Origin of the sequence: Micromonospora sp. RV43, from assembly GCF_001029515.1 — a bacterium.
Lineage (GTDB): Bacteria > Actinomycetota > Actinomycetes > Mycobacteriales > Micromonosporaceae > Micromonospora > Micromonospora aurantiaca.
The window spans coordinates 17,985-42,577 of the sequence record NZ_LEKG01000044.1; the positions used below are offsets into that span (position 1 = coordinate 17,985).

Annotated in this window: 19 protein-coding genes, 1 tRNA gene and 1 pseudogene; 3 read left to right on the forward strand and 18 right to left on the reverse strand. The window is 73.2% G+C overall.

The features are described from left to right. Positions 1-130 precede the first annotated feature (130 nt). Positions 131-203: transfer RNA gene (locus tag ABD52_RS13560), tRNA-Asn, on the reverse strand. A gap of 267 nt (positions 204-470) precedes the next feature. On the opposite strand from ABD52_RS13560, the gene ABD52_RS13565 reads away from it, so the two are divergent. Together ABD52_RS13565 and ABD52_RS13570 are read left to right on the forward strand one after the other, a co-directional pair. Next, the gene (locus tag ABD52_RS13565) at positions 471-857 is read left to right on the forward strand and encodes a hypothetical protein (RefSeq protein ID WP_013287896.1); all 387 of its coding nucleotides are present in this window, start codon (positions 471-473) and stop codon (positions 855-857) included. 96 nt (positions 858-953) lie between these two features. Beyond that, on the forward strand, positions 954-2,138 hold the full coding sequence (locus tag ABD52_RS13570; protein ID WP_047892046.1) for an ROK family transcriptional regulator: 1,185 nt from the start codon (positions 954-956) through the stop codon (positions 2,136-2,138). A 4-nt stretch (positions 2,139-2,142) separates the two neighbouring features. On the opposite strand, the gene ABD52_RS13575 is transcribed toward ABD52_RS13570, so the two are convergent. The 17 genes from ABD52_RS13575 to ABD52_RS13655 all read right to left on the reverse strand — a co-directional run bounded on the left by ABD52_RS13575 (position 2,143) and on the right by ABD52_RS13655 (position 24,370). Continuing rightward, the gene (locus ABD52_RS13575; protein WP_013475574.1) at positions 2,143-3,153 is read right to left on the reverse strand and encodes a sugar phosphate isomerase/epimerase; all 1,011 of its coding nucleotides are present in this window, start codon (positions 3,151-3,153) and stop codon (positions 2,143-2,145) included. A 173-nt stretch (positions 3,154-3,326) separates the two neighbouring features. Continuing rightward, positions 3,327-5,435, reverse strand: coding sequence for a ThuA domain-containing protein (locus tag ABD52_RS13580; RefSeq protein ID WP_047892059.1), 2,109 nt, complete (start codon positions 5,433-5,435; stop codon positions 3,327-3,329). A 17-nt stretch (positions 5,436-5,452) separates the two neighbouring features. Beyond that, positions 5,453-8,287 (reverse strand): RICIN domain-containing protein, encoded by a 2,835-nt coding sequence (locus tag ABD52_RS13585; RefSeq protein ID WP_047892047.1) that lies wholly within the window; start codon positions 8,285-8,287, stop codon positions 5,453-5,455. Between the two features lie 290 nt (positions 8,288-8,577). Beyond that, positions 8,578-9,645: a polyprenyl synthetase family protein gene (locus tag ABD52_RS13590; RefSeq protein WP_047892048.1), complete on the reverse strand. Its 1,068-nt coding sequence runs from the start codon at positions 9,643-9,645 to the stop codon at positions 8,578-8,580. Further along, entirely contained in the window at positions 9,642-11,036 is a 1,395-nt protein-coding gene (locus ABD52_RS13595) for an alkaline phosphatase family protein (RefSeq protein ID WP_047892049.1), read from the reverse strand. Before ABD52_RS13595 ends, ABD52_RS13590 begins: the two co-directional genes overlap by 4 nt. After that, complete coding sequence (gene eboE, locus ABD52_RS13600) at positions 11,033-12,220, reverse strand: metabolite traffic protein EboE (RefSeq protein ID WP_047892050.1); 1,188 nt, start codon at positions 12,218-12,220, stop codon at positions 11,033-11,035. Before eboE ends, ABD52_RS13595 begins: the two co-directional genes overlap by 4 nt. Beyond that, entirely contained in the window at positions 12,220-13,071 is an 852-nt protein-coding gene (locus tag ABD52_RS13605) for a TatD family hydrolase (protein WP_013287904.1), read from the reverse strand. The genes eboE and ABD52_RS13605 overlap by 1 nt, the downstream gene beginning before the upstream one ends. A gap of 1 nt (position 13,072) precedes the next feature. Continuing rightward, complete coding sequence (locus ABD52_RS13610) at positions 13,073-13,678, reverse strand: EboA domain-containing protein (protein WP_047892051.1); 606 nt, start codon at positions 13,676-13,678, stop codon at positions 13,073-13,075. 34 nt (positions 13,679-13,712) lie between these two features. After that, entirely contained in the window at positions 13,713-14,609 is an 897-nt protein-coding gene (locus tag ABD52_RS13615; protein ID WP_047892052.1) for a sugar phosphate isomerase/epimerase, read from the reverse strand. Beyond that, positions 14,606-15,514 (reverse strand): SCO3242 family prenyltransferase, encoded by a 909-nt coding sequence (locus ABD52_RS13620; RefSeq protein ID WP_047892053.1) that lies wholly within the window; start codon positions 15,512-15,514, stop codon positions 14,606-14,608. The genes ABD52_RS13615 and ABD52_RS13620 overlap by 4 nt, the downstream gene beginning before the upstream one ends. Beyond that, the gene (locus tag ABD52_RS13625; RefSeq protein ID WP_047892054.1) at positions 15,511-16,659 is read right to left on the reverse strand and encodes an inositol-3-phosphate synthase; all 1,149 of its coding nucleotides are present in this window, start codon (positions 16,657-16,659) and stop codon (positions 15,511-15,513) included. The genes ABD52_RS13620 and ABD52_RS13625 overlap by 4 nt, the downstream gene beginning before the upstream one ends. Positions 16,660-16,869: 210 nt before the next feature. Next, positions 16,870-18,075, reverse strand: a complete 1,206-nt coding sequence (locus ABD52_RS13630) for a Gfo/Idh/MocA family protein (RefSeq protein ID WP_013287909.1) — start codon at positions 18,073-18,075, stop codon at positions 16,870-16,872. A gap of 20 nt (positions 18,076-18,095) precedes the next feature. Further along, entirely contained in the window at positions 18,096-19,148 is a 1,053-nt protein-coding gene (locus ABD52_RS13635; RefSeq protein ID WP_013287910.1) for a substrate-binding domain-containing protein, read from the reverse strand. A gap of 93 nt (positions 19,149-19,241) precedes the next feature. Further along, the gene (locus ABD52_RS13640) at positions 19,242-20,330 is read right to left on the reverse strand and encodes an ABC transporter permease (RefSeq protein WP_013475563.1); all 1,089 of its coding nucleotides are present in this window, start codon (positions 20,328-20,330) and stop codon (positions 19,242-19,244) included. Further along, the gene (locus ABD52_RS13645) at positions 20,327-21,895 is read right to left on the reverse strand and encodes a sugar ABC transporter ATP-binding protein (protein WP_047892055.1); all 1,569 of its coding nucleotides are present in this window, start codon (positions 21,893-21,895) and stop codon (positions 20,327-20,329) included. The genes ABD52_RS13640 and ABD52_RS13645 overlap by 4 nt, the downstream gene beginning before the upstream one ends. Further along, entirely contained in the window at positions 21,892-23,070 is a 1,179-nt protein-coding gene (locus ABD52_RS13650; protein ID WP_013287913.1) for an ROK family protein, read from the reverse strand. The genes ABD52_RS13645 and ABD52_RS13650 overlap by 4 nt, the downstream gene beginning before the upstream one ends. A gap of 208 nt (positions 23,071-23,278) precedes the next feature. Next, positions 23,279-24,370 carry a YihY/virulence factor BrkB family protein gene (locus ABD52_RS13655; RefSeq protein WP_047892056.1) on the reverse strand — a complete coding sequence of 364 codons (1,092 nt, stop codon included), beginning with the start codon at positions 24,368-24,370 and terminating at the stop codon, positions 23,279-23,281. Positions 24,371-24,526: 156 nt separating this feature from the next. Between ABD52_RS13655 and ABD52_RS39070 the strand changes: the two are divergent. Continuing rightward, a pseudogene (locus tag ABD52_RS39070) lies at positions 24,527-24,593 on the forward strand (GNAT family N-acyltransferase); the annotation flags it as partial.

Sequence of the window (24,593 nt, forward strand, 5' to 3'; positions counted from 1 at the left end):
AAGTCGACGCCGACCATCCTGCCGGGCGAACGAGGACTCGGGGGCGGAAACCGGGCAGCCGGGCACGCGAAGGGGGCCAGCGACAACTAACGCCCGCCGGCGATGCCGACGGGCGTGACGTGGAGCGAAGCTCCCCCGATTGGACTCGAACCAATAACCTGCCGGTTAACAGCCGGCTGCTCTGCCAATTGAGCTACAGGGGACCGTGCACCGCTCGGTTCGGATCTCTCCGCTCCGTGCGACGGGGACAAGAGTACAGGACATCGGGGGGTGGTGCGCCAGGGGGTTACCGGAGGAGGACCGGACCGGCTGACGCGCCAGGATTACGGACAAATCGTCATCTCGGCACAGGGAGGCATGAGCGGAGAGCAGGATGGGTAGTTAGCCGTCGACAGAGAAGCAGGCGCGAGACGGTCATTCCGCCGAGCTGGCGGAAACCGGCGAGAGCGTCAGGTACGGAAGGAGCCGCCATGCGCGGAAAGATCATGTTTCTTGGCGGGCTGGCTGCGGGATTCGTCCTGGGCGCCCGTGCCGGCCGGGAGAAGTACGAGGAGCTGGTGGTCCGCGGGCGCAAGGTGCTCGACCACCCGACCGTCCAGGAGGCGGCCGGGGTCGCGCAGGCCCAGGCGACCCGGCTCTACTCGGAGGGCAAGGACAAGCTGGGGCAGACCAAGCTCGGTGAGAAGCTCGCCACCAACGGCGGCAAGCCGGGCATGACCGACGCCGACAAGCCGTTCGCCGGCACGCCGGCCGCGGTCGGCAGCCGCAGCGCCAACGGGACGGGCTCGACCAGCGCGTCCGGCTCGACCACCACCGGCACGAGCACCAAGCCGTCCAGCACCGGCAACACGCTCTGACACCAGCGGACAGCGGGCCGGTCACCTCCGGGTGACCGGCCCGCTCCCGTGTGCGCGGGCGGCGATGTGGCACATTCTCCGTGGGGAGGTGACCAGATGCCGATGGTCGGACCGGAGACGGCGGATCAGGCGCGACTGCTGCGCCTGCTGCGCGACGACGGCCCACGCTCCCGGGTCGAGCTGGCCGACCTCCTCGGCCTGCCCCGGGCCCGGTTCGCCGCCGAGGTCGACCGGCTGACCACGCTCGGCCTGGTGGAGACCGCCGGACCGGCCGCGTCCCGGGGCGGACGCCGCTCGTCGCTGCTGCGCATCGGCGCGCAGGTCCGGTTCGGCGCGGTGCTCGTCGGCGACGGCGTCCTGCGGGTCGCGCTCACCGACGGCGAACTGAACCCGCTCGCCCGGCACGACGAGCCGGTGGACGTCCGGCTCGGCCCGGACGTGGTGGTCGGGCGCATCGTCGAACTGCTCGGCAAACTGCGTGTCGAGGCGGGACTGTCGTCGCTCACCGGCGTCGGCGTCGCGCTGCCCGCGCCGGTCGAGGTCCGCGACGGCACGCCGGTGTCCGCGCCGGCCCTGGCCGGCTGGCACCGCTTCCCGGTACGCGACACGCTCGCCGCCGAGCTGGGCTGCCCGGTGCAGGTCGACAACGACGCCAACGCGATGGCCCTCGGCGAACGGCACGCCGGCACCGGCCGCCCGTTCGACGACTTCCTCTACGTCAAGCTGGGCGAGGCGATCGGCTGCGGGCTGGTGCTCGCCGGCGCGCTCTACCGGGGTGCGGCCAGCGGGGCCGGCGACATCGGCCACTTCCAGCTCACCGAGGACGGGCCGCTCTGCGGCTGCGGCAACAACGGGTGCGTCGAGGCGTACTGCGGGGATGTCGCACTGGTGCGCGAGGCGGTGAGCGCCGCGCGGGCCGGGCGCTCGACGGCGCTGGCGGACCGGCTGGCCGCGGCCGGGACGCTGTCGGTGGCCGACGTGGCGGCGGCGGCCACCGAGGGCGACCCGGCGGCGCAGACGCTGGTGCGCGACGCCGCCCGCCGGCTCGGGCGGGTGCTGGTCGGGCTGGTCAGCTTCGTCAACCCGGCCATCGTGATCATCGGCGGCGCACCCGGCGGGATCGGGCCGGTGCTGCTCGCGGAGATCCGGGGCGTGGTCTACCGGCGCTCCACGCCGCTGGCCACCGGCAGCATGCCGATCGTCCTGTCCGACCTCGGCGACACCGCCGGCCTGGTCGGGGCGGCGCGCCTGGTCAGCGACCAGGTCTACGCCGCCCGCTGACCGGTCAGTCGCGGCTGCTGCTGAAGGCGGCGTCGAAGGCCGCGGACGGGGCGTCGAACGCCAGGCGGCGGACGAACTGGAGCGCCTCCGGCGCGCCGACCAGGCGGTCCATGCCGGCGTCCTCCCACTCGATCGAGATCGGGCCGTCGTAGCCGATCGCGTTGAGCGCCCGGAAGCAGTCCTCCCACGGCACGTCGCCGTGGCCGGTGGAGACGAAGTCCCAGCCGCGCCGCAGGTCGGCCCAGGGCAGGTGGGAGGAGAGCCGGCCGCGCCGCCCGTCGCCGGTACGGACCTTCGCGTCCTTGCAGTCGACGTGGTAGATCCGGTCGGCGAAGTCGAAGATGAAGTTCACCGGGTCCAGGTCCTGCCAGACGAAGTGCGACGGATCCCAGTTGAGCCCGAACGCCTCCCGGTGCCCGATCGCCTCCAGCGTGCGCTTCGTCGTCCAGTAGTCGTAGGCGATCTCGCTGGGGTGCACCTCGTGCGCGAACCGCACCCCCACCTCGTCGAAGACGTCGAGGATCGGGTTCCATCTGTCGGCGAAGTCCTGGTAGCCGCGCTCGATCATGGCCGGCGGCACCGGCGGGAACATCGCCACCGTGTGCCAGATGGACGAGCCGGTGAAGCCGACGACTGTGTTCACGCCGAGCTTCGCCGCCGCCCGCGCGGTGTCCTTGATCTCCTCGGCGGCCCGCTGCCGCACCCCCTCCGGCTCGCCGTCGCCCCAGATCCGGGCCGGCAGGATGTCCTGGTGCCGCTCGTCGATCGGGTGGTCGCAGACGGCCTGCCCGACCAGGTGGTTGGAGACGGCGAACACCTGGAGGTTGTGCTTGGCCAGGGTGGCCCGCTTGCGTTCCACGTACGAGTCGTCGGCGAGCGCCTTGTCCACCTCGAAGTGGTCGCCCCAGCAGGCGATCTCCAGCCCGTCGTAGCCCCACTCGGCGGCGAGCCGGCAGACCTCGTCGAACGGCAGATCGGCCCACTGGCCGGTGAAGAGCGTGATGGGTCGCGCCATTGTCCTTCTCCCCTGTGGTGATGGGGGATTCCGTCGCGGACCGGGGCGAGGACGACCGGAGGCGGCGGCGCGTGGGAACCGGTGGACGCCGGAGCGTCTGCTCCCGGACGGGTTGCGCCTCCCGCCGGGTCACCGGCCACCTCGCGGTCGCCGCCTCCACTCTATGGCCTCCGTCAGGGCAGGGTCCAGCGCTGGTTCGCCGCGCCCGTGCAGGTCCACAGGTGCACCGCCGTGCCGTCGGCCGAGTTGTTGCCGGACACGTCCAGGCACTTGCCCGACTGCGGGTTACGCACGGTCCCGTCCGCCTGCGCGGACCAGTTCTGCGCCCCGGTGCCGTTGCACGTGTAGAGCTGGATCTTCGTGCCGTCCGCACTGCCGCCGCCCGACACGTCCAGGCACTTGCCCAGCGCCTTCACCGGCCCGTTCGGCGTCACGGTCCACGACTGCGCCGTCGTGCCGTTGCAGGTGTAGAGCTGGATCTGCGTGCCGTCGGCCGACGATCCGCTCCGCACGTCCAGGCACTTGCCGGCGAGGCCCTTGATCGGGCCGGCGCCGCCGGTGCCGGTCGAGCGGACCAGCGTGAAGTCGTCGACGTCGAACAGCCCGGAGCCGCTGCCGGTGAACGTCAGGTGGACCGTCTGCGTACCGGACGGCACGCCTGTGAGCGCGGTGCTCACGTCGGCGAACGTGGTCCAGCTACCGGTGTTCGGCACCGCCACCTGGCCGAGCACCGGGCCGCTCGGCGAGCCGGTCCGCACCTGGAGTGTGCCGCCCGGGCCGCCGGAGACCACCCGGGCGCGCAGCGACGTCACGCCGGTCAGGTCCAGACCCGGGTACGCGGCCCAGTCGCCCGGGTCCACGTACCCCAGGGTCTGGCCGCCGTTGGCACCGGCCTTGGGGTACGCGCTGACGCCGCTCGCCGAACCGAACGCCTCGGCCTGGACGGTGGTGTTGCCGGTCGGCGGCGGCGTGCCGCCGAGTTCCTTGATCCGGATGTTGCGGAACGACACGTCGTCGCCGGTGCCGTGGTTCTGGATGCCGACGTGCCCGGCGAGCGACCGCACCGGGTCGGTGTTCGTGAAGTCGTTGATCCGCACGCCGTTGAGGAAGACCTGGAGCCGCTCGGACTCGACCAGGATCTCGTAGGTGTTCCACTCCCCCGCCGGGTTGAGCGCCGCGTCCCGGGCCGCCAGGTCGGCGGACTTGAAGCCGTAGACCGCGCCGGTGGTCCGGTCGGCCGCGTCGGTGGGGTCGATCTGGATCTCGTAGCCGTTGTTCACCGCCGAGTTCGGGTCGCTCGACGGCGGGAAGCCGACGAACACGCCCGAGTTGTCGTCACCGGCCAGCCGCCAGTCCAGCTTCAGCGAGTAGTTGGTGAACTGCTTGGCGCTGTACCAGTACAGGCCCATGCCGCCGACCGAGGTGAGCGTGGCGTCGGCGTTGGTGAAGCTGCCCGGCCCGGCCTGCGACCAGCCGGTGGTGCCGCCGTTGTAGAGCGCGGTGTAGCCGGTCTCCGGCCGGCAGTCGGCCTTCGTGCGCCCGGCGGCGTAGCGGATGCCGCCGAGCAGGTGCGCCCGGAACGCCGCGTCGGCGTAGGACGCCTGGGTGTGGCCGCCGCCGGTGTAGAAGGACCGGCCGCCGCTGTACGTCTTGCACCAGGCGTGCGGGTGGTCGCCGCCCATCGAGCCGCCGGAGTACGTGGACTCGTCCAGGCTGGCCAGCACGTGCGCGGTGGAGCGGGCGTTGGTGCGGTAGTCGTACCACTCGTCGGTGCGGTTCCACCGCTGCGGCAGGTGCGCGGTGGCGGCGTGCGCCCGGTCCTCCACCTTCACCGTGGCCGGCTGGATGGCCGGGTGGGACGCGAACCAGGCGCCGACCAGGTTGCCGTAGAACGGCCAGTCGTACTCGGTGTCGGCGGCGGAGTGCACGCCGACGTACCCGCCGCCGGCGCCGATGTACGCCTCGAACGCCGACTGCTGGGTGGCGTTGAGGACGTCCCCCGTGGTGTTGAGGAAGATCACCGCCTCGAAGCGGGCCAGGTTGGCGGTGGTGAACTGGGCGGCGTCCTCGGTCGCGGTGACGGTGAAGCTGTTCGCCGCGCCCAGTTCCCGTACGGCCTGCGTGCCGACCGCGATGGAGTCGTGGCGGAAGCCGGCGGTCTTGGAGAAGACCAGCACGTCGTAGGGGGCGTCGGCGGCGGCTGCCGGGCCCGCGGGGACGGTGCAGGCGATGGTGGCGAGGACGGCGGTCACCGCCCCCAGTGCGGTACGCACGAGTTTCATCTGGTTCTCCTTCATCCTCACGGCAGGGTCCAGCGCTGGTTCGCCGCGCCGGTGCAGGTCCACAGGTGCACCGCCGTGCCGTCGGCCGAGTTGTTGCCGGACACGTCCAGGCACTTGCCCGACTGCGGGTTGCGCACGGTCCCGTCGGCCTGCGCGGACCAGTTCTGCGCCCCGGTGCCGTTGCACGTGTAGAGCTGGATCTTCGTGCCGTCCGCGCTGGCCCCGCCGGATACGTCCAGGCACTTGCCCAGCGCCTTCACGGTGCCGTTCGGCGTCACGGTCCACGACTGCGCCGTCGTGCCGTTGCAGGTGTAGAGCTGGATCTGGGTGCCGTCCGCGGTGGCGGCGTTGCGCACGTCCAGGCACTTGCCGGCCAGGCCCTTCACCGGGCCGGTACGGACCGCCGACGTGGTGAGCGTGAACGCGTCCAGGTCGTAGAGCGCCCCGGTGCCACCGGCGAACGTCAGGTAGAGCGTGGTGGTGCCGGCCGGCGGATTGGCGATCGTGCCGGTGACTGTGGTGAACGTGTCCCAGGCGCCGGTGACCGGGACGGTGGCCGAGCCGAGCACGGTGCCGGTGGCCGAGCCGGCCCGCACCTGGAGCGTGCCGCCGGCGCCGGCGGACGACACCCGGGCGGTGAACCCGGTGGCGTCGGCGAGCAGGTACGGCTGGAACGCGATCCAGTCCCCGTTGTGGATGTCGCCGACGGTCTTGCCGCCCTCGGCGGTGGCCTTGTCGAACGTGTTGATCCCGGACGAGGTCTTGAAGTGCTCGGCCTGGCGGTGCCGGGGCTGGAGCGTGTGCTGGGTGTGCGTGGTGAGGCCGCCGGAGTCGGTGTACTCGGCGTCGAAGACGGCGAAGATGTTCGCCGCGTCGTCGTGCTCACCGTCGACGGGTACGGCGATCGAGCCGGTGCAGCCGGTCGCCGAGGTGATCTGGTGGCCGTGCTGGTCGTGGCCGAGCACGTATGTCATCTTGACCTTCGTGCAGTCGATCGTGGCGTCCTCCGGGTCGGTGACGGTGATCCGGAACGGCACGGTGTCGCCGAAGGAGAACAGCTTGCCGTTGCCGGGCGTCTCGATGACGACTGTCGGCGCGGTGTTGCCCACTGTGATCGTCACGCTCGCGGTGCCGGTGGCGCCCTGCGGGTCGCGCACGGTGAGCGTGGCGGTGTACCTGCCGTTTGTGGTGTAGGTGTGCGAGGGGTTCGCGGCGGTCGAGGTGCCGCCGTCGCCGAACGTCCAGGCATACGTCAGCGCGCCGCCCTCCGGGTCGGACGAGCCGGCCGAGGAGAAGGCCACAGTCAGCGGCGCGGCGCCGGAGGTCCGGTCGGCCGCGGCGCGGGCCACCGGGGCGCGGTTGGCGCCGCCCAGGTAGTCGAAGCGGTACAGCGCCGAGTTGGCGTCGCCGTTGAAGTAGCCGGTGCCGTAGTCGAGCACGTAGTACGCGCCGTCCGGGCCGAACGCCGAGTCCATCACCTGCTTGCCGGTCCACGGGAAGCTGTCGATGGTGCCGGGTGAGCCGTCCGCGCCGACGTGGATCGGCTTGATCCAGCCCCGGCCGAACTCGGTGGCGAAGAACTGCCCGTCGAAGGACTGCGGGAACTTCGTGGTGGACGGGTTCGCCGCGTCGTACCGGTAGACCGGGCCGCCCATCGGCGACTCGGAGCCGCCGCCGAACTCGGGCGGGCTGCCGGCGTCACCGGCGTAGCGGATCCAGGACGGCTTCGCCGCCGGCAGCGTGGCCAGGCCGGTGTTCCGGAACGAGTTGTTCGTCGGCCCGCCGGTGCAGTTGAACTTCGGGCCGGCGGTACCGGCGGCGAAGTCCCACTCGGCGTACGTCTCGGCGGCGGTGTTGGTGCCGGTGCAGTACGGCCAGCCGTAGTTGCCGGGCCCGGTCACCCGGTTGAACTCGACCTGCCCGGACGGGCCGCGGGCCGTGGTGGTGCCGGCGTCCGGCCCGTAGTCGCCCACGTAGACGACGCCGGTGGCCTTGTCGACGCTGATCCGGAACGGGTTGCGGAAGCCCATCGCGTAGATCTCCGGGCGGGTCCGCGCGGTGCCGGGCGCGAAGAGGTTGCCGGCCGGGATCGAGTACGTGCCGTTGGCGTTCACCTTGATCCGCAGGATCTTGCCCCGCAGGTCGTTGGTGTTGCCGGCGCTGCGCTGCGCGTCGTACCCGGGGTTGCGGTTGGTGCGCTCGTCGATCGGCGCGTAGCCGGCCGAGTCGAACGGGTTGGTGTCGTCGCCGGTGGACAGGTAGAGGTTGCCCGCGGCGTCGAAGTCGATGTCGCCGCCGACGTGGCAGCACAGCCCCCGGTCGGCCGGTACGTCGAGCACGTCGACCTTGCTGGCCTGGTTGAGCGTGAAGTCGGCGTTGAGGGTGAACCGGGAGAGCCGGTTGACGCCCTGCCAGGCGGAGAAGTCGGTGCCGGTGGCGGGCGCGTCCCCCGTCGGGGTGGACAGCGGCGGCGCGTAGTAGAGGTAGATGTGCCGGTTGGAGGCGAAGCCGGGGTCGACGCCGACGCCCTGGAGCCCCTCCTCGTCGTGGGTGTAGACAGGCAGCGTGCCGATGACTGTGGTGGCGCCGGCCGCGTCGGTGCGGCGCAGCGTGCCGTTGCGGGCGGTGTGCAGGACCGACCGGTCGGGCAGCACCGCGAGCGACATCGGTTCGCCGGTCTCGGCGACACCGCGGGCGAGTTCGACCTGCTGGAAGTCGCTCGCCGGGATCGGGTGGGCGGACGCCGGGACGGACGCCGCGGCCACTGTGACGGTGCCGGCGGTGGCCGCGAGCAGCAGCGCTGCGGCAGCGGCGAACGGTCGTCGGGCACGGGGGTGGTGGTGGCTGGACATGCTGTGCTGTCCCTTCCTGACGCGCGCAGCCAGGAACGGGCGCGCGTCGCGCCGGATGCCGAGCAGGGGGATGCTGCGCCGGCCTGCCGGGGAGGTCGGCGGGCCGCGACCTCCGGTCGGGACCGGAGGTCACCTCGCCGAGGCGGGCGGTGCGGGGCGATCTGGTGCGGGGCGATCACCTCGGCGAAACAGCGTTGTGCTGTGCACGACATTAAGACCTTTCGATCAGCCTGTCCATAGCTTCTGATCGATCGGCTTTGACTTTCGCCGCTCAGCGACAAAAGTAGGTGTCACTCGTGGCGGTCGACCGCCCGCTCCGCGAGCGCCGCCAGCACCCGCCGCGCCGGTTCCGCCAGCGGCAACGCGTCCAGCGCGACAAGTGCCGCGTCGGCCCGGGTACGGATCATCCGCTCCACCGCCTCCCGGGCACCGGACTCCTCGATGATGCCCCGCACCTCGGCCGCGGCCGCCTGGTCGAGGCCGGGATCGCCGACCAGCTCCCCCAGCCGGGCCGCACCGGCCGGCGAGGCGGACGCCCGGGCCAGCGCCAGCAGCACCGTCGGCTTGCCCTCACGCAGGTCGTCCAGGTTGGACTTGCCGGTCACCGACGGGTCGCCGAAGACGCCGAGCAGGTCGTCGCGCAGCTGGAACGCGTCACCGAGCGGGTCGCCGAACCCGGCCAGCGCGGCCACCTCCTCCGGCGCCGCACCGGCGAGCGCGGCACCGATCTGCACCGGGCGGGTCACCGTGTAGCGGGCCGTCTTCAGCCGTACCACTGTGAGCGCGTTCGCCACCGAGCCGTCCCCGGCCGCCCCGACCACGTCCAGGTACTCCCCCGCGATCACCTCCGAGCGCATCCGGGCCAGCAGCACGTGCCCCCGGCGCAGCCGCTCGGGCGGCAACCCGCACCCGTGGAACATCTGCGCCGACCAGGTGGCGCAGAGGTCGCCGCAGAGCACCGCGGCCTGTCGCCCGTACGCCGCCGGGTCGCCCGGCCAGCCGGACGCGGCGTGCAGCTCGGCGAAGAACCGGTGCAGCGTCGGCGCGCCCCGGCGGCGGTCGCTGCGGTCCACGATGTCGTCGTGGATCAGCGCGAACGCGTGGAACAGCTCCAGCGACGCCGCGGCGACCACGATCGGCGCGGCGTCCGGGCCGCCGAAACCCCGCCAGCCCCAGTAGCAGAACAGCGGGCGCATCCGCTTGCCGCCGGCCAGGACGAACCAGCGCAGAGCAGTGTGGACGGCCCCCGTACCGTCGTCCGGCCGATCCGGCTCTCTCGCGTCCAGGAACGCGGCTAGCGCGGCGTCGAAGCGGCCCCGCAGCAGGGCCGGATCGGTCGGTGCGACGGTTACGGTCATGGTGCCTCCCTGGCCAGTCCGGCGAGTTCGAGCAGCAACGCCTTCACGTCGGTGGCCTCCACCCGGGGCCGGATCGCGGCCCGGTCGGAGCAGAGCAGCACCGGGCCGTCCGCCGGGTCGGCGGGCAGGCGCCCGTGTGAACCACGCACCGCACGCGCGCCCGCGTCCAGCCCCACCACTGACATCAGGTAGCGCAGCCCGAGCTTCTTGCGGGCCAGCGCCACCGCCGCGCGGCGCTTCGCCGCACCCGGCGCGGCCGGGTCGAAGAACAGCTCGGCCGGGTCGTAGCCGGGTTTGCGGTGGATCTCCACCAGCCGGGCGAAGTCGGGCGCCCGCGCGTCGTCGAGCCAGTAGTAGTACGTGAACCAGGCGTCCGGCTCGGCCACCAGCACCAGCTCACCCGAGCGGGGGTGATCCAGCCCGTACCCGGCCTGCCCGGCGGCGTCGAGCACCTCGGCCACGCCCGGCAGCGACGCGCAGAGCTTCGCCACCGCCGGCACGTCCGCCGGATCCTCGACGTAGACGTGCGCCACCTGGTGGTCGGCCACCGCGAACGCCCGTGAGGTCCACGGGTCGAGATATTCCATCCCGGCCTGGGTGTAGACCCGCAACAGCCCCTCGGCGCGCAGCATCCGGTTCACGTCCACCGGGCGGGACACGTCGGTGATGCCGTACTCGGACAACGCCACCACTGTGGCGTCCCGCTCCCGCGCGGCGTCGAGCAGCGGACCGAGCACGGTGTCCAGCTCCGCCGCCGCGGCGGCGGCCTGCGGGCCGGACGGGCCGAAGCGTTGCAGGTCGTAGTCCAGGTGCGGCAGGTAGACCAGCGTCAGGTCGGGAGCGTGGTCGGCGAGGATGCGCTGCGCCGCCCGGCTGATCCACGCCGAGGACGGCAGCCCGGCACCCGGCCCCCAGTAGCTGAACAGCGGGAACGTGCCGAGCGCGTCGGTGAGGGTGTCCCGCAGCTCGGGCGGGTCGGTCCAGCAGTCGGGCTCCTTGCGCCCGTCGGCGTAATAGACCGGGCGCGGCGTGACCGTCCAGTCCACGTCCGCGCCCATCGCGTACCACCAGCAGACGTTCGCCACCCGGTAGCCCGGCTCGACGCGACGGGCCGCCTGCCACACCTTCTCGCCGCCGACGAGCCCGTTGTGCTGCCGCCAGAGCAGCACCTCGCCCAGGTCGCGGAAGTACCAGCCGTTGCCCACCACGCCGTGCCCGGCGGGCAGCTCGCCGGTGAGGAACGTGGACTGCGCCGAGCAGGTCACCGCCGGCAGCACGGTGCCCAGCTCGGCGGCGAACCCGGCGTCGGCCACCGTGCGCAGCCGGGGCATGTGCGCCAGCAGCCGCGGCGTCAGCCCGACCACGTCGAGCACCACGAGCCGCCGGCTCACGAGGACGCCCCCACCGTCGTGGCCAGGCCGAGCGCGGTCAGCTCGTCGCGGGCGAACGCCAGCTCGGCGGCGATGCCGGCGGCCAGCTCCACGTCGCCGCGCGGCCGCCGCGCCTCCGGCAGCACCCCCCAGGTGTACGTCTCGACGTCGAGGTGGTCGCAGCCGGCGACGGGACCGGCGTACAACGCGGCCAGCGCCTCGCGCAGCACCGGCGCTGTGGAGCGCAGCGGCGGCTCGGGCGGTGCGTGCAACGGCACGTGGTAGTGCACCCGCCACGCCCCGGGCAGCCGCGCGTCGAGCGCGGCGTCGAGGTCGTCGGCCGCGTACGCCGGATCGGCCGGATCGGCGGCGCCGGCGCAACCGGCAGCCCGCGTCTGGTGCAGGAAGCGCGGTTCGACGAACCGGCGCAGCGCCGCGTTCGCGGCGGGCGGGTCAGGGGCCTCGACCGCTGCGGACACCTGGACCTTCACCACGGGGAGACCGGCGGCACGCAGCCCGGCCAGGGCATCCGCCGGCTGCTCCCAGGCACACGCCAGGTGCGCGAGATCCACGCAGATCCCGAGCCGGTCGGTATCCATGTCTGAGAATACCTCGCGTGCTTGTCCCGTCGACTCCACCAGACAGCCCGGTTCCGGTTCGAAGCCGACCCGGATCACCCGGCCGGTCTCCCGCTGCACGGCGGCCAGGCCCTCGGCCAGCGCGTCCAGGCGACGCCGGGCGGTGGCGGCCCGCCCGGCGTCCCACGGGGTGCGCCAGGCGATCGGCAGCGTCGAGATCGAGCCCCGGACGGCGTCGTCGGGCAGCAGGTCGGCGAGAACCCGGGCCAGGTCCAGCGTGTACGCCGACCGTTGCGGCGTGGTCCAGTCCGGGTGGTACACCGCGCCCTTGACCACAGGGGCCTGGAACGCGGCGTACGGGAAGCCGTTGAGCGTGACCACCTCCAGCCCGCGTACCGTCAGCTCGTGGCGCAGCCGGCGCCGGGCCGGCGGGTCGGCGGCGAGCGCGGCGGCGACCGGCGCGGCCAGCCAGAGTCCGAGCCCGAGCCGGTCGGCGCCGAGCGCCCGGCGGATCGCCACCGCGTACGTGTCGAGCTGGGCGACGACGCCCGGCAGGTCCTCGGCCGGGTGCACGTTCGTGCAGTAGCCGAGATGGACGGTCGTGCCGTCGGCGTGGCGCAGCCGCATCACTGCCCCCCACGGGCGATCGAGTTGCCGGCGAAGGTGGGGTCGCTCGTCTCCAGGTCGGTCAGGTCGAGCCGGCCGGACTGGCCGTAGAACTCGACCGGGTTGCGCCACAGCACCCGGTCCACGTCGTCGGCGTCGAACCCGGCCAGCAGCATCGCCTCCCCGGTGGCCCGGGTCAGCAGCGGATCCGACCGGCCCCAGTCGGCCGCCGAGTTCACCAGCATCCGTTCGGTGCCGTACCGCTTCAGCAGCTCCACCATCCGCGGCGGCGACATCTTCGTCTCCGGATAGATCGAGAAGCCCAGCCAGCAGCCGGTGTCCCGGACCAGCTCGACGGTCACCTCGTTGAGGTGGTCGACGAGCACCCGTCCCGGCGCGATGCCCGACTCGGCGACCACCGCGAGCGTCCGCTCGACGCCGCGCGCCTTGTCCCGGTGCGGCGTGTGCACCAGCGCCGGCAGGTCGTGCGCGACGGCCAGGGCGAGCTGACCGGCCAGCGCGGCGTCCTCGGCCGGCGTCATAGCGTCGTAGCCGATCTCGCCGACCGCCACCACGCCGTCCTTGTCCAGGTAGCGGGGCAGCAGGTCGAGCACGGGGCGGCAGCGCGGGTCGTTCGCCTCCTTCGGGTTCAGCGCCACAGTGGCGTGGTGCCGGATGCCGAACTGGCCGGCCCGGAACGGCTCCCACCCGATCAGCGAGTCGAAGTAGTCCACGAAGCTGTCCACGCTTGTACGCGGCTGGCCCAGCCAGAACGCCGGCTCGACCACCGCGCGGACGCCCGCGGCGGCCATCCGCTCGTAGTCGTCCGTGGTGCGGGACGTCATGTGGATGTGCGGGTCGAAGATGCGCATGTCACGCCTCCGTGGTGGGGATGGTCAGCCGGCGCAGCAGGCCGGTCGCGTCGGCGGGCATGTCGCGGCCGGCGGCGTGCCGTTCGGCGGCGAGCGCGGCGAGCATCCGGGCCAGCTCGCCGTCGGCCCGCTCCGGCAGGCCGTCGACAACCGCCAGCGGCACGCCGGTGAACACGCACTTGAGCACCGCCTGCCGCCAGGTCGCCTGCTCCAGGTGCCGGGCGTACGGGCCGAGCGCCGCGGCCACCAGCCGGGTGTCGTTGGTGCGGATCGCGTCGTGCAGCAGCGGCACGCACTCCGCGCCGATCGGCAGCAGCGGCAGCGCGCGCAGCACGGCGCGTTTCTCGGCGGCGTCGCCCTGCCGGTACAGCGTCTCCGCGGCGGCGGCGTGGCCGTGCGGCAGCGCGGTCAGCAGCAGCGCCCGGGCCGCCTCGTCCGCCGTCCAGCCGGGCGGGGCGGGCACCGGCAGGCGACCGCACCGCCGGGCGGCGGCGGCGAAGAACCGCCCGATGGCCGTGGGTTCGGTCGCGACGCGGCGCAGCGCCGCGTCCAGCCACTGCGGATCGGGTACGCCCCGAAGCGCGGCGCGCAGTCGGTCGGGTGTCATGCCGTCTCCCCTCTGCCGGGTGGAAGGTGGTGGGTCACCGCCCCTCGCCGCGCGAGGCGGCGGCGCGCAGGAAGTCCAGTGAGCGGGCGGCGACGGCCGGTGCGGCGTGCGAGTGGCGGGGCAGTTCCACGGCCACCAGCCCGCGGTAGCCGGCGTCGGCCAGGGCGCGCAGCACCGGCGGGAAGTCGATCTCGCCGGTGCCGAACTCCAGGTGCTCGTGCACGCCCCGGCGCATGTCGTCGATCTGCACGTTGACCAGGTGCGCGGCGACCGCCGACACGCACTGCGGCACCGGCATCGGCTCCAGGCAGCGACAGTGCCCGATGTCGAGCGTGATGCCGAAGCCGGGCGGCGTGCCCAGCGCCTCGCGCAGCCGCCACCACCCGGCGATGTCCTCGACGAACATGCCCGGCTCGGGTTCGAAGCCCAGCGGCACGCCCGCCTCCGCCGCCGCGGCGCACACCGTCGCGCAGCCCGCCACCAGGCGGTCGGCGGCGACGCCGGGTGGTACGCCGGGTGGGCGTACCCCGGCCCAGAAGGAGACCGCCTCCGCGCCCAGGTCGGCGCCGATCCGGACGGCTCGGCGCAGGAACTCCACCCGCCGGGCCGGGTCGTCGTGCAGCAGCGTCGGCGCGTGCTTGTGCCGCGGGTCGAGCAGGTACCGGGCGCCGGTCTCGACCACCACGGCCAGCCCCAGCGCGTCCAGCCGTCGACTGATGGCGGCGACCCGGCGGGCCAGGCCGGGGGCGAACGGGTCCAGGTGGTCGTGGTCGAGGGTGAGCGCGACGCCCACGTAGCCGAGGTCGGCGAGGACCGCGAGCGCGTCCCCGAGCCGGTGGTTGGCGAAGCCGTTGGTGCCGTACCCGAAGCGCAGCGCGCCCGGCCCGGACAGCGGGCCGGCGGTGGGCCGGGTGGCCGGCGCGGCGGTCATGTCGGTGAGATCAGTCGGGCCAGGCGGCGGCCGAGCGGCGCGGCGCCGGCCACGGCGAGGCCGAGCAGCCGGGCCCCGGCGCGGGCGGTGAGCGCGCCCTGCAACGCGGGCAGCCCGGTGATCCCGGCGCCGACCGCGGCCCGGACCCGGGCCGGTGACGGGTCGGCGAGCACGCGGGCCTGCGCCCGGCCGTAGCGGACGGCGTACCCGGCGGCGAGCACCGCCGGCACCAGCTCCCCGAGCCGAAGGAAGGGCCCCCTCTTAACGCATCCGGTAGAGGAGGGGGCCCCGCTTAACACGGTCGGCCGGGCCGGGGTGGTGAGCGCGATCAGCGCGGTGCCGGCGAGCGTGAGGCCGGGCAGCCGCCGGTCCGCGCCGGTCACCTCGCGGCGGGACAGCGCGGTCACGGTCCAGGTGTGCGCGGCGACTGTGAGCGCGGCCGGGAGCGCCCGGACCACCCGCCCGCCGGACGCGCCGAGCAGCACGTCCAGCCCTCGGCACGCGGCCATCACCGCCGGCCCGGCGGCGGTGTTCTTCGCGCGCAGGTCGTACCCCCAGATCGTGGCCGCGAGCGGCAGCGCGACTGCCGCCGCCCGGCGGCCCCCGGCGGCGGTGGCGACCGCGAGCCCGGCGGCGGTCAGGCCGGACGCGACGCCGAGCGCGACCGACGGGCGCACCCGGCCGGACGGGATCGGCCGCTCCGGCCGCTCGACCGCGTCCAGCCGCCGGTCGGCCCAGTCGTTGGCGGCCATCCCGGCCCAGTACAGCAGCACCGACGCGCCGGCCAGGGCCGGTGTACGCGGACCGAGCGCACCGGCGGCCGCCGCGCCGGAGAGCACGTCCCCGGGTACGGAGAGCGCGGCGGGCGCCCGGACCAGCTCGGCCAGGTCGGCCAGGCGGGTCACGGCGTCACCCGGGCGTGCAGGCCGGCGGCGAACTCCCGCAGCACCGTCCACTGTTCACCGAGCGCGTGGCCGGTCGCGCCGAGCGGGTCCTTGAAGAAGAACGCCAGCTCGGTCAGCGGGCCGTGGCGGCCGGCGGCGTGCGCGGCGGCGGTGAGCCGGGCCAGGTCCAGCACGAGCGGCGCGGCCAGCGCCGAGTCGCAGCCGTGCCAGGTGAACTCCATCCGCATGCCGGTGCCCAGGAAACCGGCGAACGTGACCAGGTCCCAGGCGGTCTTGAAGTCGCCGAGTTCCTCGACGTACTCGATCCGGGTGTGGCCCTGCGGCAGGTAGCCGAGCGTCTCGGCGAGCACCCGCTGTTTGCTGCCCACCTTCGCGGCGTTGGCGGCCGGGTCGGCGAGCGTGGCGCCGTCGCCGCCGCCGAGCAGGTTCGTGCCGGACCAGGAGCGCACGGCCAGGTGCCGCATCGCGAACATCGGCGCGAGCACCGACTTGAGCAGCGTCTCGCCGGTCTTGCCGTCGTGCCCGGCGTACGGCAGCTTTCGTTCGGCGGCGAGCGCGGCCAGGGCCGGCAGGCGGGCGCCTGTGGACGGGGTGAAGTCCACGTACGGGCAGCCCGCGGTGAACGCCGCGTACGCGTATCCGGAGCTGGGCGGCAGCACGTCGGCCGGGCCGGTCAGCGCGTCGCGCAGCGCGGCCAGGTCGCTGTGGGCCGGGTGCGGGGCGGGCGCCGGTTCGGTGGCGGCGACGTTGACCACCACCACCCGGTCCAGCCCGTGCCGGGTGCGGAAGTCGGTCAGGTCGCGCACCACCGCGGCGATCCGCTCGCCCTGGCCGCCCTCGGTGGGCGCGGGCCGCAGCGACGGCTCGACGGCGGCCAGGTCGGGCGCCACGGCGTCGGCCAGCCGGGCGGGCAGCACGCCTGCGGCGGCGAGCGCCTCGGCGCGTTTGGTGAGCGGGGTGGTGACCACGTCGTGGCCGCCGAAGACGAGATCGGCGAAGCCCGGCAGGGCGGGCCCGCGCAGGTCGGGCAGCTCGGTCACGCAGCCGGTCGGCGCGGTGAGCCCGGCCCGCAGGGCCAGTCCCCCGACCACGCTCGTGGTGGCGACCGAGCCGCGCGCACCCACCAGCCAGACACCCGTACGCATTCGCGCTACCTCCCCAGGTATGGCCGGTCCGCCGGTGCGGCCGGGGAATCCCGGTCCGGCCGCACCGGAGGGCCGTGCTGGTCGTGCCGGCGGACACCGGCGGCACGCTCCCCGGAGCCGGCCTCGTCCCCGCCGCGGGGCGCAACCGCGGCGGGCCCTCGCCGGCCGGCGCCGGTGAGTGTCGACGGACCCCGCAGGGGCCGTCTCGGGTCAGGCGGAAGCTTCGGCCAGGGCGGGCTCCACCTCCGTCCAGGCGGCCCGCTCGGCCGAGCGGGTCACCGCGTCGAGCACGAGCTGGACCTGCAACGCGTCGGCGAACGACGGGGCCGGGTCGGCGCCGGTGGCGACCGCCTCGACGAAGTCGCGCGCCTGGTGGGTGAAGGAGTGCTCGTAGCCGATGATGTGGCCGGGCGGCCACCACGCACCCAGGTACGGGTGGTCCGGCTCGGTCACCAGGATCCGGCTGAAGCCCTGCTCGGCGGCCGGCCGGGTGGCGTCCAGGAACTCCAGCTCGTTGAGGCGTTCCAGGTCGAACACGACGCTGCCGCGCGAGCCGTTGATCTCGACCCGCAGGGCGTTCTTGCGGCCGGTGGCGAACCGGGTCGCCTCGTACGTGGCCAGCGCTCCCCCGTCGAGCCTGGCCACGAACACCGCCGCGTCGTCAACTGTCACCTGGCCCGTCGCGCTGCCGTTGCCGTCGGCCTGCGCGGCCAGGCCGCTCGACCCGGCGACGAGCGGCCGCTGACGCACGAACGTCTCGGTGAGCGCGCTGACCCCGGTGACGAGCTGGCCGGTGACGTACTGGGTCAGGTCGATGATGTGCGCGCCGATGTCACCGAGCGCGCCGGAGCCCGCCCTGTCCTTCTGCAACCGCCACACCAGCGGGAACTGCGGGTCGACGATCCAGTCCTGGAGGTAGGTCGCCCGGACGTGCCGGATCTCGCCGATCCGCCCGTCGGCCACCAGCTGCCGCATCAGGGCGACAGCGGGCACCCGCCGGTAGTTGAAGCCGCACATCGCGCGTACCCCGGACTCGCGTGCCCGGGCCGCGGCCTCGGTCATCTCGCGGGCCTCGGCGACGCTGTTCGCGAGCGGCTTCTCGCACAGCACGTGCTTGCCTGCGGCGAGCGCGGCGAGTGCGATCTCGCGGTGGCTGTCCCCCGGCGTGCAGATGTCGACCACGTCGATCTCGTCGGACTCGACGAGCCGCCGCCAGTCGGTGGTGTAGCCGTCCCAGCCGAGCCGGTCGGCGGCCTCGGCCACCTTCGGCTCGTCGCGGCCGCAGACGAGCGCCATCCGCACCCGCGCCGGCAGGTCGAACACCCGGTTCACGGTGCGCCACGCTTGGGAGTGCGCGGCGCCCATGAACGCGTAGCCGACCATGCCGACCCGCAGGATGCTGTCGTGACTGGACAAGGTGGGTCTCCCCCCGTGTGTCAGAACCCGAGCTTCAGGTAGTCGCTCGCGTTCTCCTTGGTGATCGTCTCGGAGGCGAGCACGATCTCCTTCGGTACCTGGAGTTCGACCAGGTCGGACATGCCCTTGCCCTGGCCGATCAGGCGGGCCAGGGAGATGGCCGAGGAGGCCATCGACGGGCTGTAGGTGACTGTGGCCTTGAGGACCGTGTTGTCGGCGGCGATGTCCTCCATGGCCTTCTTGGAGCCGGCGCCGCCGACCATGACGAATTCCTTGCGGTTGGCCTGGTTGACCGCCGCGAGCACACCGATGCCCTGGTCGTCGTCGTGGTTCCAGACGGCGTCGATCTTCGGCAGCGCCTGGAACAGACCGGTGGCGGCCTGCTGCCCCGAGTCCACTGTGAACTCCGCGGGCCGCCGGTTGGCGACCTTGAACCCGTACGAGGCGAGCGTGTCGGCGAACCCCTTCGACCGTTCCTGGGTCAGCTCCAGCGACTCGATGCCGGGGATCTCGCCGATCACCGGGTTGCTGACGCCCTTGGCCTTGAGCTGCTCGGCGATGTAGGTGGCGGCGGCCACCCCCATGCCGTAGTTGTCGCCCTTGATCTGCAGCCGGTAGGCCCGCGCGTCCGGGAAGGCCCGGTCCAGGTTGACCACCGGGATGCCGGCCTTCATCGCCTCCAGGCCGAACGCGTTGAGTTCCTTGCCGTCGTGCGGCAGCAGCACGATCACGTCGGGCTTCTGCGAGATCAGCGTGGACAGCGCCGCCCGCTGGGCCGCCGCGTCCGCGCCGGCCTCGACCGACTTCAGCTCGACGTCCTGGTACGCCCCGGCCTGCGCCTTGGCGTTGTTGGTGATGGCGGCGATCCAGCCGTGGTCGGCGGCCGGGGCGGAGAAGCCGATGCTCACCTTCTTGCCCGTCTCGGTGTTGGCGCCGGAACCGGCCGCCTTGGTCTGCGCCTCGGTCGGGTTCTGCTCGTTGCTGGTGCAGCCGGCGAGCAGCACCCCGGCGGAGACGGCGGCCCCGCCGAAGAGCAGCCGGCGGCGGGACAGGTCATGGCGCGGTGTTCTCATGACGCCTCCTGGGATGAGGTGGTGGGGTGGTTTCGGGTGTGGCGGGCCGGACCACAGTCGGTACGACGGCAGCCGGGGTGTGCGCGGGTGGGGTCAGGTGGTGGTGGCCCGGTTGCGGGCGAGGAACTGGGTGAGACTGCCGAACTGCACCTGCTGGACCAGGACGGCGGCGACGATGATGCCGCCCTTGACCATGTTCTGGGCCTCGGCGGAGAGGTTGTTGATGGCGAACAGGTTGGTGATGGTGGAGAAGATGATCACCCCGAGCAGGGAGCCGATGATCGTTCCCCGCCCGCCGCTGAGCAGCGTGCCGCCGATGATCGCGGCGGCGATCGCGTCCAGCTCGTAGAGGTTCGCCATCGCCGCCTGCGCGGAGGTGGCCTGCGCGGTCAGCATGACCGCGGCGATGCCGCAGCACAGGCCGGACAGCGCGTAGAGGAGCACTGTGTGCCGGCGGACGTTGATGCCTGCCAGCCGGGCCGCCTCCGGGTTGCCGCCGACCGCCACCGTACGGCGGCCGAACGTGGTCCGGTTCAGCAGCACCCAGCCGGCCGCCACCACCGCCACCAGGATGTAGACCAGCAGCGGGATGCCGAGCACGTTCGTGCTGGCGATGCCGTTGATGAACGTGTTGCCCGACACCTGGGTCTGCTTGTCGGAGATCTCCGCCGCCAGCCCCCGGGCGGCCACGAGCATGGCGAGCGTGGCGATGAACGGCACCAGCCGCCCGTACGAGACGAGCAGCCCGTTCACCACGCCGACGGCGAGCCCGACTGTCAGCGCGGTGAAGATCATGCCGCCCGCGCCATAGCTCTGCGTGGCCACTGTGGTGCACCAGACCCCGGCGAGGGCGACGATCGCGCCGACCGACAGGTCGATGCCCCCGCCGATGATCACGAAGGTCATGCCGACTGTGACCACGCCGACCACCGAGGCGAGCTTGAGGATGGTGAGCGTGTTGCCCCACACCCAGTTCGGGTCGCCGTAGAGGTCGGGGCGGGTCAGGACGCCGATGACCACCAGCACGACCAGCGTGGCGAGCAGGCCGAGGTTGCGCTTGACGCCCTCCCCGCCGTCACCGCGCCACCAGGAGAGCTTCGCCGGCGCGCCGACCTTCGCGGTCTCCGTCCGCTCCACCGGCGGCGACTGCGCGGGCAGCGAGGATTCTCTGACATCGCTCATGCCGGTGCGCCTTCCATGAGAGACCCCGCCATGACGAGGTCGAGCACTGTGTTCTCGTCCAGTTCGCCGGCCGGGGCCTCGCGGACCACCCGGCCCTCCCGCATCACCAGCACCCGGTCGGCCAGGCCCAGCACCTCGGGCACCTCGCTGGAAACCAGCAGCACCCCGACGCCACGGGCGGCCAGATCGCGGATCACCTGGTACAGCTCGGCGCGGGCGCCCACGTCCACGCCCCGGGTCGGCTCGTCGAGCAGCAGCAGCCGGGTGTCACCGAGCAGCCACCGCCCGACCACCACCTTCTGCTGGTTGCCGCCCGACAGCGTGCGCACCGGCCGGCGTACGTCCCGGGGCCGCAGCTCCAGCGACGCGGCGATCCGGTCCGCCTCGGCGCGTTCCCGTCCGGTGTCGGTGAAGCCGAGGCGGGCGTACCTGCTGAACGTGGCGAGCGTGACGTTGCGGTAGATCGGTTCGCCGAGCAGCAGCGCCTGACTCTTGCGCTCCTCCGGCGCCATGCCCATCCCGGCCCGTACCGCCGCGCCCACACTGCCGGGACGCAGCGCACGGCCGTCCACCCGGACCGTCCCGGCGTGCGCCCGGCGCGCGCCGAAGATGGTCTCCAGCAGCTCCGACCGGCCGGAACCGACCAGCCCGGCGATGCCGACGATCTCTCCCGCCCGGACCCCGAGCGAGACGTCGGCGAACTCGCCGTGCCGGGTCAGCCCGTCCACCCGCAGCAGCTCCGCGCCGCCCCCGTGGTCGGCCGGGCGCTGCGGGAAGACGTACTCGATGGTCCGCCCGGTCATCCGGGCGACCAGGTCGCGGGTCGGCGTCTCGCGGGCCGGCAGGCTCGCCGCCGTGGTCCGGCCGTCCTTGAGTACGGTGACCCGGTCGCCGATCTCGCGGATCTCCTCCAGCCGGTGCGAGATGTAGATGACCGCGATGCCCTGCGCGGTGAGTTCCCGGATGATCCGGAACAGGTTCGCCACCTCGTCGTGGGCCAGCACCGCGCTCGGCTCGTCCATGATGATCAGCCGCGCCTCGTGGGACAGCGCCCGGGCCATGCTGACGATCTGCTTCCCGGCGGCGGGCAGGTGCCGCACCAGCCGTCCCGGCGGGATCTCCGGGTGGCCGAGCCGTGCCAGGATCTGCCGGGTACGCCGGGCCATGTGCCCCCGCCGGACGAAGCCGAACCGGCGCGGCTCGTGGCCGAGGAACGCGTTCTCCGCCACCGACAGGTCGTCGACCAGGTCGAGTTCCTGGTAGATCGTGGCGATGCCGGCACGCATGGCGGCCTGCGGGTTGGCGAACGAGGCCGGCTCGCCCCGCCAGAGCACCTCGCCGGAGTCCGGCCGGTGCACCCCGGCCAGCACCTTGATGAGTGTGGACTTACCGGCGCCGTTCTGCCCCAGCAGGCAGTGCACCTCGCCGGCCCGCACCTCCAGTTGCACGCCGTCGAGCGCGCGTACCCCCGGGAACGTCTTGACGACGTCGGTGAGGCGCAGGACCACCTCGCCCGCGACGGCGTCCGCGGGCGCCTCGACGAGCGGCTTGCCGGTGTCGCTCACGCTGCCTCCCCGAATGCGAGGTCACTGGCCAGCACCGCCGCGCCGGCGACGCCGGCGCGCGGGCCCAGCTCGGACAGGACGACGGGCAGGTTGCCGGTGGCGAGCGGCAGCGAGCGGCGGTAGACCACGCTGCGGATCTCGGCCAGCAGGATGTGCCCGAGCTGGGCGAGCCCGCCGCCGATGACGATCATCGACGGGTTGGTGAAGCTGACCAGCCCGGCCAGTACGCTGCCGACCCGCCGGCCGCCGTCGCGGATGAGCTGGATGCAGGTGACGTCCCCCTCGATCGCCCCCTGCGCCACGTCGAGCGCGGTCACCACCCCCCGGGCCGCGAGCCGCTCGGCCAGTGCCGGGGACACCTCGGTGCGGGCCGCGACTGTCGCCTCCCGGGCCAGCGCGGCGCCGCTGAACACCGCCTCGAGGCAGCCGAGGTTGCCGCAGCTGCACATCGGGCCGTTCGGGTCGACCTGGATGTGGCCGATGTCCCCGGCGCAGCCGTCGGTGCCCCGGTAGACCTCGCCGTGCAGGTAGATGCCGCAGCCGATACCGGTGCCGATCTTGATGAACAGGAAGTCGTCGACCGAGTGGGCCACGCCGCCGTGCCGCTCGCCGATCGCCATGATGTTGACGTCGTTGTCGACCACGGCCGGGCAGCCGTGCTCGCGGGTGAGCAGCTCGCGGACCGGGAACCGGTCCCAGCCGGGCATGATCGGCGGGGAGACCGGCACGCCGTCGCGGAAGCTGACCGGCCCCGGTACGCCGATGCCCACCGCGTCGAGCCGCTCGTACGCGCCGTCCACCTTGGCCTTGTGCAGCAGCTCGTTGACCCGCTGGAGCGTCACCTTCGGGCCGGAGCGGATGTCGGCGGTCTCGGTGTAGGCGGCCACCGTCTCCAGCCGGCCGTTCACCACCTCCACGTCGATCGAACTGGCGCCCAGGTCGACGGCGGCGAACCGCAGGTGCGGGCTCAGTTCGACGAGGGTGGAGCGCCGCCCGCCCCGGGAGGCGGCCAGCCCCGCCTCGGCCACGTAGCCGAGGGAGACCAGGCGTTCCAGCTCGGCGAGCAGGCGCGGGCGGGGCATCTGGAGCCGGTCGCCGAGTTCGGCGCGGGACACCGCGCCCTCGTCCCGGAGCAGTCGCAGAAGCCGTACGTGCAGGGGGTCGACCGTCCGCACCGGCAGTCACCTCCGCATCGGAAGTCCGTCACATCGACGACGGCGATGTGTGTTGTGTCCGACACAGTAGGAGCCTTCCGGGCCGCATGTCCATAGCTTCGGCACGTCTGATGCAAACTTTTGTCCATACGAACAAAAGCGAGTTCCGGATCATGAAAACGCATCGCCCCGCCGGGGATTCTTCCGGGCGGGGCGATGCGTTCTGGGGTCAGCGGGAGTGCGCGCGGCCCTTCTTGCGCAGCTTGCGGTCGTCGCGCAGCTCCACGTAGGGCTCCTCGTCGGCCGGGTGCCCGGCCGCGATGGCGCGGCTGCGCTCCAGCTCGGCGTCGAACTCGGCGCCGAGCAGGATGGCGACGTTGCTCAGCCAGAGCCACACCAGGAAGATGATCACGCCGGCCACCGCGCCGTACGTCTTGTTGTACGAGCCGAAGTTGCTGACGTAGAGCGCGAACAGGCCGGAGACCACCAGCCAGAGCACCACCGCGAGCACGCCGCCGGGGCTGACCCAGCGGAAGCCGCCGTGCCGGGCGTTCGGCGAGGCCCAGTAGAGGATCGCGAACATCAGGCTCACCAGCACCAGCAACACCGGCCACTTGGCGATGTTCCACACCGTCACGGCGGTCTCGCCAAGCCCGATCGCGTTCCCGGCCTGCTCGGCCAGCCCGCCGGTGAACACCACGATCACGGCACTGATCAGCAGCATCACGCCGATCACCGCGGTCACGCCGAGGCGCACCGGCAGCGTCTTCCAGATCGGCCGCCCCTCCGGCACGTCGTAGATGCTGTTCGAGGCGCGCATGAACGCGGCGACGTAACCGGACGCCGACCAGAACGCCGCCACCAGACCGACGATCGCCGCGATGCTCGCCAGCCCGCCGGACTGGCCCGCCTGGTCGATAGCGCTCTCGATGATGCGGCGGATGTTCTCCTCCGGCACCGCCTGCCCGACGGTGTCCCGCACCCCCTCGGTGGCCCGTTCCCCGAGCAGGCCGAGCACCGAGATCAGCACCAGGACGCCCGGGAAGATGGAGAGCACGCCGTAGTAGGTGAGCGCGGCGGCCCAGTCGGTCAGGCTGTCGTCCTGGAACTCCCGCACGGTCCGCTTGAGGGTCGCCATCCAGCCCGTCGCCGACAGGTCGGCCGGGCTGTCCGGCCCGTCGTCCGGCCCCACCGGTCCGGCGTGCTTCCGCCCGTCCGGCCGGTCCTGCCCGGCGCGGGCGTCGTCGCGCGTGGTGGGGGCGTCCTCACGCCCGTCGCGGGTGTCCTCGTGGACGTCGTGGGCGTCGTCGCGGGCGGCCATGGCACCTCCTCGTCGTCATGTCGTCCCGCACGACATGCCCTGACGAGGGCAGCGATAACCACCGCACCCGCAAACCGGCCACTCGACAGCCGGCGACCGTCCCCACCCACCTCCCTGCCGGCCCCTCCGTGGCCTTGCCCTGCCCTCAACTCCCACCCGCTCCGCGACGACCTGGTCGAGGCGGGCCGCTCCTGCGTCCACCCGGACCACCGCACCGGCGCCG

What these genes read in the sequence shown, in the direction of transcription:
- ABD52_RS13565 (WP_013287896.1), top strand. Translation starts at nt 471, where the DNA reads ATGCGCGGAAAGATCATGTTTCTTGGCGGGCTGGCTGCGGGATTCGTC.
- ABD52_RS13570 (WP_047892046.1), top strand. Translation starts at nt 954, where the DNA reads ATGCCGATGGTCGGACCGGAGACGGCGGATCAGGCGCGACTGCTGCGC.
- ABD52_RS13575 (WP_013475574.1), bottom strand. Translation starts at nt 3,153, where the DNA reads ATGGCGCGACCCATCACGCTCTTCACCGGCCAGTGGGCCGATCTGCCG.
- ABD52_RS13580 (WP_047892059.1), bottom strand. Translation starts at nt 5,435, where the DNA reads ATGAAACTCGTGCGTACCGCACTGGGGGCGGTGACCGCCGTCCTCGCC.
- ABD52_RS13585 (WP_047892047.1), bottom strand. Translation starts at nt 8,287, where the DNA reads ATGTCCAGCCACCACCACCCCCGTGCCCGACGACCGTTCGCCGCTGCC.
- ABD52_RS13590 (WP_047892048.1), bottom strand. Translation starts at nt 9,645, where the DNA reads ATGACCGTAACCGTCGCACCGACCGATCCGGCCCTGCTGCGGGGCCGC.
- eboE (WP_047892050.1), bottom strand. Translation starts at nt 12,220, where the DNA reads ATGCGGCTGCGCCACGCCGACGGCACGACCGTCCATCTCGGCTACTGC.
- ABD52_RS13605 (WP_013287904.1), bottom strand. Translation starts at nt 13,071, where the DNA reads ATGCGCATCTTCGACCCGCACATCCACATGACGTCCCGCACCACGGAC.
- ABD52_RS13610 (WP_047892051.1), bottom strand. Translation starts at nt 13,678, where the DNA reads ATGACACCCGACCGACTGCGCGCCGCGCTTCGGGGCGTACCCGATCCG.
- ABD52_RS13615 (WP_047892052.1), bottom strand. Translation starts at nt 14,609, where the DNA reads ATGACCGCCGCGCCGGCCACCCGGCCCACCGCCGGCCCGCTGTCCGGG.
- ABD52_RS13625 (WP_047892054.1), bottom strand. Translation starts at nt 16,659, where the DNA reads ATGCGTACGGGTGTCTGGCTGGTGGGTGCGCGCGGCTCGGTCGCCACC.
- ABD52_RS13635 (WP_013287910.1), bottom strand. Translation starts at nt 19,148, where the DNA reads ATGAGAACACCGCGCCATGACCTGTCCCGCCGCCGGCTGCTCTTCGGC.
- ABD52_RS13640 (WP_013475563.1), bottom strand. Translation starts at nt 20,330, where the DNA reads ATGAGCGATGTCAGAGAATCCTCGCTGCCCGCGCAGTCGCCGCCGGTG.
- ABD52_RS13655 (WP_047892056.1), bottom strand. Translation starts at nt 24,370, where the DNA reads ATGGCCGCCCGCGACGACGCCCACGACGTCCACGAGGACACCCGCGAC.